Source organism: Dietzia cinnamea NBRC 102147 (assembly GCF_001571065.1).
Lineage (GTDB): Bacteria > Actinomycetota > Actinomycetes > Mycobacteriales > Mycobacteriaceae > Dietzia > Dietzia cinnamea.
On the sequence record NZ_BCSW01000022.1, the window covers coordinates 46,911 to 53,418 of the forward strand.

5 protein-coding genes are annotated in these 6,508 nt (G+C 71.7%); 3 read left to right on the top strand and 2 right to left on the bottom strand.

Translation table 11 applies throughout. The annotated features are described in order from the left end of the window. Positions 1-77: 77 nt before the first annotated feature. Together DCI01S_RS09665 and DCI01S_RS09670 are read right to left on the bottom strand one after the other, a co-directional pair. Positions 78-1,526: a family 43 glycosylhydrolase gene (locus DCI01S_RS09665; RefSeq protein WP_061229014.1), complete on the bottom strand. Its 1,449-nt coding sequence runs from the start codon at positions 1,524-1,526 to the stop codon at positions 78-80. Between the two features lie 49 nt (positions 1,527-1,575). Continuing rightward, the gene (locus tag DCI01S_RS09670; RefSeq protein WP_061229015.1) at positions 1,576-3,216 is read right to left on the bottom strand and encodes an AMP-binding protein; all 1,641 of its coding nucleotides are present in this window, start codon (positions 3,214-3,216) and stop codon (positions 1,576-1,578) included. 146 nt (positions 3,217-3,362) lie between these two features. Here DCI01S_RS09670 and DCI01S_RS09675 point away from each other — a divergent pair, with 146 nt between their 5' ends. The 3 genes from DCI01S_RS09675 to DCI01S_RS09685 all read left to right on the top strand — a co-directional run. Further along, on the top strand, positions 3,363-4,502 hold the full coding sequence (locus DCI01S_RS09675) for an acyl-CoA dehydrogenase family protein (protein WP_061229016.1): 1,140 nt from the start codon (positions 3,363-3,365) through the stop codon (positions 4,500-4,502). A 146-nt stretch (positions 4,503-4,648) separates the two neighbouring features. Then, positions 4,649-5,212: an isopentenyl-diphosphate Delta-isomerase gene (gene idi / locus DCI01S_RS09680; RefSeq protein ID WP_061229017.1), complete on the top strand. Its 564-nt coding sequence runs from the start codon at positions 4,649-4,651 to the stop codon at positions 5,210-5,212. A gap of 120 nt (positions 5,213-5,332) precedes the next feature. Further along, on the top strand, positions 5,333-6,508 hold a 1,176-nt coding region (locus DCI01S_RS09685), incomplete at its 3' end, for an IS5/IS1182 family transposase (protein WP_061229018.1).

Genomic DNA, 6,508 nt, shown 5'->3' on the forward strand with positions numbered 1-6,508 from the left:
CTCCGATCGTCGTCCCCGGTGACCATGTCGCCTCCCTCTCTTCCGTTACCGACCGTCGTCGGTTCAGTTTCCGGCACTCACGATCCGAGCGGTACCGATCCGAGCGCGCCGGACCCGAGCGACAGCGAGCCGTCCGGGGCCACCTCGAGCCCGAACACCGCGAGCTCCTGCGCCACACCGCCGGCGGGTCCGATCGAGACCACCAGCTCGTGGCGGCCGGCGGCCAGCGGGCGGGGCGGGCGCAGGGTCAGGGTGCGGTCGAGCGCTCCCCCGGCGGCGACCGCCGCCGGCGCGGCGGGCAGGTCCCCGCCCGTGGAGACGATCGGCAGCGCCGTGCGTCGCTTGTCGGGGCCGGTGATCGTGGCCCTGAGCTCGCCCGTGTACGCCGACCCGGTGGAGGCGATCCGTATCGGGAGATCGAGCACCTCGTCGTCGTCGACCCGTCTCAGCGCGGCGTCTCCGACCGCGGTGAGGCGCACGGGCAGGTCCACCACCGGGTCGACCCGTCGCGATTCGGACGGCGTCCCGTCCCCGACCACCGGCCAGCCACCCACCCAGTCCAGGCGGTCGATCAGCATGTAGCGGCGCTGGACACCGCCCGGCAGGACGGCCTGACCGCGCGGCGCCGCGTGGTAGAGCATCCAGTCCTGCCCGGCGTCATCGATGGCGACGTCGACATGCCCAGGCCCGACCCAGTTCTCGTCGCCCCTGAGGATCACGTCGCCCGCGCCGCGCTCGAGCAACGGCCGACCGGTCCTGTCCTCGTACGGGCCGAGCAGGTCGTCCGCGCGTCCGCCGAGCACCCGGTACTGCGACCGCTCGCCGTCGCAACACAGGCCGGCGCTCGTGAACAGGTGGGTGCGCCCGGCGCGGGCGACCACGGCCGGCGCCTCGACGCCCGGACCGGCGACGAGCACCGGATCGCCGTCCAGTGCGGTGCCTGCGGCGTTCATCGGTACGGCGTGGATGCCCTCGAAGTTGCCCATGAGCATCACCGGGCCGTCCTCGGTGAACACGACCTCCGGGTCCATGGGGTCGAGGTCCTGGTAGGGCTCGTCGGCGCCGTAGCAGACGATCGGGGTGGCGTCGTGGATCCACGGGCCGTCCGGACCGGGCGCGGTGGCGCGGCCGATGCAGGGCGCGGAGCCGCCGGTGGTGTAGTACATGACCGCCCCGGCGTCGGCGAGGTGGACGTCGGGCGCCCACAGCGATGATCCGGCCGGCGCCCACGAGGGCGGCGCGGCGAACGCGTCGCCCACGTACTCCCACTCCACCAGGTCGAAGGACCGGAAGTGCGGCACGAGGCGCCGCCCGGCACCGTCACCCCAGTCGTCCGAGGTGGCGTGGACGTGGAAGGCGCCGTCGGCGCCGCGCTGCACCGAGGGGTCGGGGGCGATCGACGAGATCACGGGGTTGGCCGCGGCCGTCGCGACGGTGGTGGTGGAGGTGACCGTGACCGCCGTGATGAGGGCGACGACGACGAGGGCCGCCGGCTCCGGGGAACGGACGGTGGCCGTGGGAGTCATGCGCTCAGGGTAGTCCGGCGGCCGGGCCGCGCGTCCCGCTTCCTCGCCCTCAGGCCTGCCCGGAGCGCTCCTTGCGCAGCAGGAAGCGCTGGATCTTGCCCGACGGGGTCTTGGGCAGCTCGCGCACGAAGTGGACCCTGCGCGGGAACGCGTGGGCCGCGAACTCGGTCTTGACCCACTTCTGCAGCGCGGACTCGGTCTCCGGGCCGCCGTCGACACCGTCGCGCAGGACGACGTACGCCTCGAGCACCTCGCCCGCCAGCTCGTCGGGGACGCCGATCACCGCGGATTCGAGGACGTCCGGGTGCTTGGCCAGCACGGACTCCACGTCGAACGGGCCGATGCGGTAGCCGGACATGATGATGACGTCGTCGTCGCGGCTGGAGAAGTAGAAGTGGCCGTCGGCGTCGAGCTTGGCCGCGTCACCGGTGTAGTACCAGCGGCCGTCCGCACTGAACCGCTCGGCGGTCTTCTCCGGCGCCTCGTGGTAGCCGGTGAACCACATGAGCGGGCTGGCGGGGACGTCGATGGCCACCCGGCCCAGCTCCCCCACGGGCGCCGGCTCGTCCGAGTCCGCGGCCAGCACGGTGCACGACCAGCCCGGCAGGGGCACGCCCATCGAGCCGGGGCGGACCTCCTCGCGCAGGGAGTCGTGCCACGGGTTGATGATGAACATGCCGTGCTCGGTCTGCCCGTACTGGTCGCGCACCTCCACACCGAACTGCTCGCGCGACCACTCGATCACCTCGGGGGTGAGCGGCTCGCCGGCGGCCGAGGCGCGGCGCAGCTTCACGTCGGCCGGCGCGATGTCGCGCTTGGCGCGCATGGTCCGGTACACGGTCGGGGCGGCGGCGAAGTTGGTGACGCGGTAGTACTGCAGCACGGCGAAGGCCAGCTCCGGCGTGTAGCGCGCGTGCAACAGCAGACTGCGGCGCCCGACGGCCAGCGGGCCGAGGATGCCGTAGTACAGGCCGTACGCCCAGCCCGGGTCGGCGCCGTTCCAGAACACGTCGTCCGCGCGGACGTCCAGGCCGGTCTCGATGTACTGGTGGAAGGCGGCCAGCGCGCGTACCGGCACGACGACGCCCTTCGGCGTGCCGGTGGTGCCGGAGGTGAAGAGCATGACCATGCCGGCGTCCGGGCCGGTGACCGCGGCCGGGTGACCGGGCTCCCGCGCCGCGACGACGGTGGCGAGGTCGAGGTCGCCCTCGCGGGCCTCCGGGCAGTCCGCCAGTCCCGCGACGACCACGGGCACCGACGTGGTCTCGAGCTTGCCGCGCTGGTCGGCGTCGGAGACGATCACCTTCGCGTCGCCGCCGGTGATGCGCATCTCGATGGCCGGCCACGCGAACGCGGTGAACAGCGGCATGTGGACCGCGCCGAGCCGCCAGATCCCCATGAGCATGAACACGAGGTCCGCGGACTTGGACATGAGCGTGGCCACGCGGTCGCCCTGGGTCACACCGAGAGCGGCCAGTGCGGCGGCGACCTTCTCGCTCTCCGTGCGCAGTTCGGAGTAGGTGATGTCGCGCCCGGACAGGTCCGGTTCGATGACGGTGAACGCGACCGCGTCCGGATCGTGCCGGTCGCACAGGAACTCCGCGGCGCTCGCGCCGGGGACGTCGTAGATCGCCAGCAGCTCCTCCGGCGTCAGGGGCGTGGAGGCGGTCGACGCGGTGTTCTCGGTCATAGTCGGCGATTGTGGTCCAGTCGGCGGGGTGAGCACCACCACCACCCACCGACGGGCACCCCCGCTTTCGGGGCTACAGGGCCCGTGGTCCGAGCGTGCACTCTAATGGGACCCAGTAGCTTTCCCGCACGCACCCGGAGGACCCCATGGCCGTGGACCGACTGCTCCCCACCGACGAGGCGTACGAACTCCTCGAGATGACGCGCTCGGTCGCGGACAAGCTCCTCGAGCCGATCGCCGCGGAACACGAGCGGAACCACACCTACCCGGAGGGGCTGTTCGCCCAGCTCGGTGACATCGGCCTGCTCGGTCTGCCCTACCCGGTGGAGTTCGGCGGCGGCGACCAGCCGTACGAGGTGTACCTGCAGGTCCTCGAGGAACTCGGCGCGCGGTGGGCGGCCGTCGCGGTGGCGACGAGCGTGCACGGGTTGTCCTGCTTCCCGCTGGCCACCGCCGGCACCGACGAACAGAAGGCCGAGTGGTTGCCCGGACTGCTCGCCGGTGAGCAGATCGGCGCGTACTCGCTGTCCGAGCCGCAGGCCGGATCAGACGCCGCCGCCCTGCGGTGCCGCGCCGAGCGGGACGGTGACGCGTACGTGGTGACCGGCACCAAGTCGTGGATCACCCACGGCGGGATCGCCGACGTCTACAACACCTTCGTCCGCACCGGCGAGGGCTCGCGCGGCATCTCCTGCCTGCTCGTGCCGCGCGACACGGAGAACCTGCACTTCGGCAAGCCCGAGGACAAGATGGGCCTCAACGGCGTGCCCACCACCACGGCCTCCTACGAGGGCGCCCGCATCGACGCCGGCCGGCTCATCGGCGCCGAGGGCGAGGGCCTGCGCATCGCGTTCTCCGCCCTGGACTCGGGCCGCCTCGGGATCGCCGCCGTGGCCACGGGCATCGCACAGCGCGCGCTCGACGACGCGGTGGCCTACGCCAACGAGCGCGAGGCGTTCGGCAAGACCATCATCGGCCACCAGGGACTCGGCTTCCTGCTCGCCGACATGGCCGCGGCCGTGGCCTCGGCCCGCGCGGCGTACCTCGACGCGGCGCGCCGCAAGGACGCCGGCCGGCCGTACTCGCGCGAGGCCTCGATCGCCAAGCTCACCGCCACCGACGCCGCGATGAAGGTGACCACCGACGCCGTGCAGGTCCTGGGCGGCGTGGGCTACACCCGCGAGTTCCCCGTGGAGCGGTACATGCGCGAGGCCAAGATCACCCAGATCTTCGAGGGCACCAACCAGATCCAGCGCCTGGTGATCGCCCGCAGCCTCGCGGGCTGAGGCGCGGGGCCGGCGGCGGGCTGCGGCCCGGGTTCGGCGGCCCGGGGTCGGCGGCCCGGGGTCGGCGGTCGGCGGCCCTCCCCCGAGCGGGCCGTCCGCCCGTCGGCCGCGGTACCGCCACCGGCGGAACTGCCTAGGCTGGCCTCATGTCCTCCCTCTCCGTGCCCGTCACCGGGTCAGCCTCCGGTCCGGTCGAACTGGTCGTCCTCCTCGACGAGGACGGGACGCCGACCGGCACCGCGGACAAGGCCACCGTCCACACCGCCGACACCCCGCTCCACCTGGCGTTCTCGTGTCATGTCGTCGACGACGAGGGCCGCGTCCTCCTCACGAGGCGGGCGCTGAGCAAGCGGACCTGGCCCGGAATCTGGACCAACTCGTTCTGCGGCCACCCCGGTCCGGGCGAGGATCCGATGGAGGCGATCGTCCGGCGGGCCGAGCAGGAACTCGGGACCCGGGTCGACTCCATCGAGACGGCGGTGCCGGATTTCCGGTACCGGGCCGTCGACGACTCGGGGATCGTGGAGAACGAGATCTGTCCGGTGTTCACCGCCCGCATCCGCGCCGACGTGAACCCGCGCGCCGACGAGGTCTGCGCCCACCACTGGGCCCGTCCCGAGGACGTCCGGACGGCGGTCGACGCCACGCCGTTCGCGTTCAGCCCCTGGCTGGTGGCGCAGGTCCCGCACATGGAGCTCTACGCACGCTGATCCGCGCACGGAGCGACCCTCGCGGGTCACCGCTCAGCTATGGGAGACACGCCCTAGGAGACTGCTGAACAATCAGGGTGTCCGCCCCGCGGGTTGACCCGGGCCTGAAATACTTGGTTCATGCAGGGTGAGTGGGATCGGCAGCGTGAGTTGCTGGATGTGGAGTCGGTGGCGGGGCATCTGCTCGAGCCCGGCAGCGTGTTCGCGTTGCTGGCCGAGCATCGGGATCGCTTGTTCCCGGCGGAGTTGTTCGCCGATTTGTTTCCCTCGGGCCGGGGCCGGCCGTCGATCCCGGGGGAGGTGATCGCCTCGGTCATCGTGCTTCAGGCTCTGTTTGGGCACTCCGACCGGGAGGCCGTGGATGCGTTGACGTTTGACCTGCGGTGGAAGGCCGCGTGCGGGTACGCGGTCGATGCCAAGGGCTTCGACTCGTCGACGTTGACTTACTGGCGGCGCCGGCTGGCCGCCAGCGAGAATCCGCAGCGGATCTTCGAGGTGGTGCGCCAGGTCATCGCCGAGACCGGAGCGGTCAAGACTAAGACCCGCCGCGCACTGGACTCGACGGTTCTGGATGATGCGGTGGCCCGTCAGGACACGATCACCCAACTCATCGCCCAGATCAGGCGGGTCGGCCGCGAAGTGCCCGGCGCGAAAGAGCTGATCGCCTCCGAGTGCACCCGGTTGGCGGCGGTGTGCGGGCACGATTACTCCGAGGCCGGTAAGCCGCGTATCGCCTGGGATGACCAGGCCGCCCGCGACGAGCTGGTCTCGGCCCTGGTTGCAGACGCTCTGGCACTGCTTGAGGCTCTGGATGTTGAGGCGATCACCGCCGCCGGCGGCAGACCAGCCGAGGCGGTGGCGCTGCTGGCATTGGTCGCCGGCCAGGACGTCGAGCCCGCCGAGGATTCCGATGGCACCGACGGCCGGTGGCGCATCGCCCGCCGCACCGTCCCGGACCGGGTGATCTCTACCGTGGACCCCGATGCCCGGCACGCGCACAAGACCCAGCAGCGTCGCCAGGACGGGTTCAAAGCCCACATCGTGGTCGAACCCGATACCGGGCTGACCACTGCGGCCCGGCTGACTCGGGCCAGCGGTCCGGACAATTCCGACGCCGCCGTCGGTGCGGACCTGGTGACCACAGATCCCACCACTACATACGTCGAACACATTGAAGTGCTCGGAGACTCGGCGTACGCCACCGGCGACATGCTGGCCACCCTCGCCGGAAAGCAGTGGCTGCCCCTGGTCAAACCCTGGCCGACCAGGCCCGCTGTGGAGGGCGGGTTTGGTCTG

Excerpts from the sequence above, each read along its gene's own strand:
- DCI01S_RS09675 (WP_061229016.1), top strand. The coding sequence starts at position 3,363 with ATGGCCGTGGACCGACTGCTCCCCACCGACGAGGCGTACGAACTCCTC.
- DCI01S_RS09670 (WP_061229015.1), bottom strand. The coding sequence starts at position 3,216 with ATGACCGAGAACACCGCGTCGACCGCCTCCACGCCCCTGACGCCGGAG.
- idi (WP_061229017.1), top strand. The coding sequence starts at position 4,649 with ATGTCCTCCCTCTCCGTGCCCGTCACCGGGTCAGCCTCCGGTCCGGTC.
- DCI01S_RS09665 (WP_061229014.1), bottom strand. The coding sequence starts at position 1,526 with ATGACTCCCACGGCCACCGTCCGTTCCCCGGAGCCGGCGGCCCTCGTC.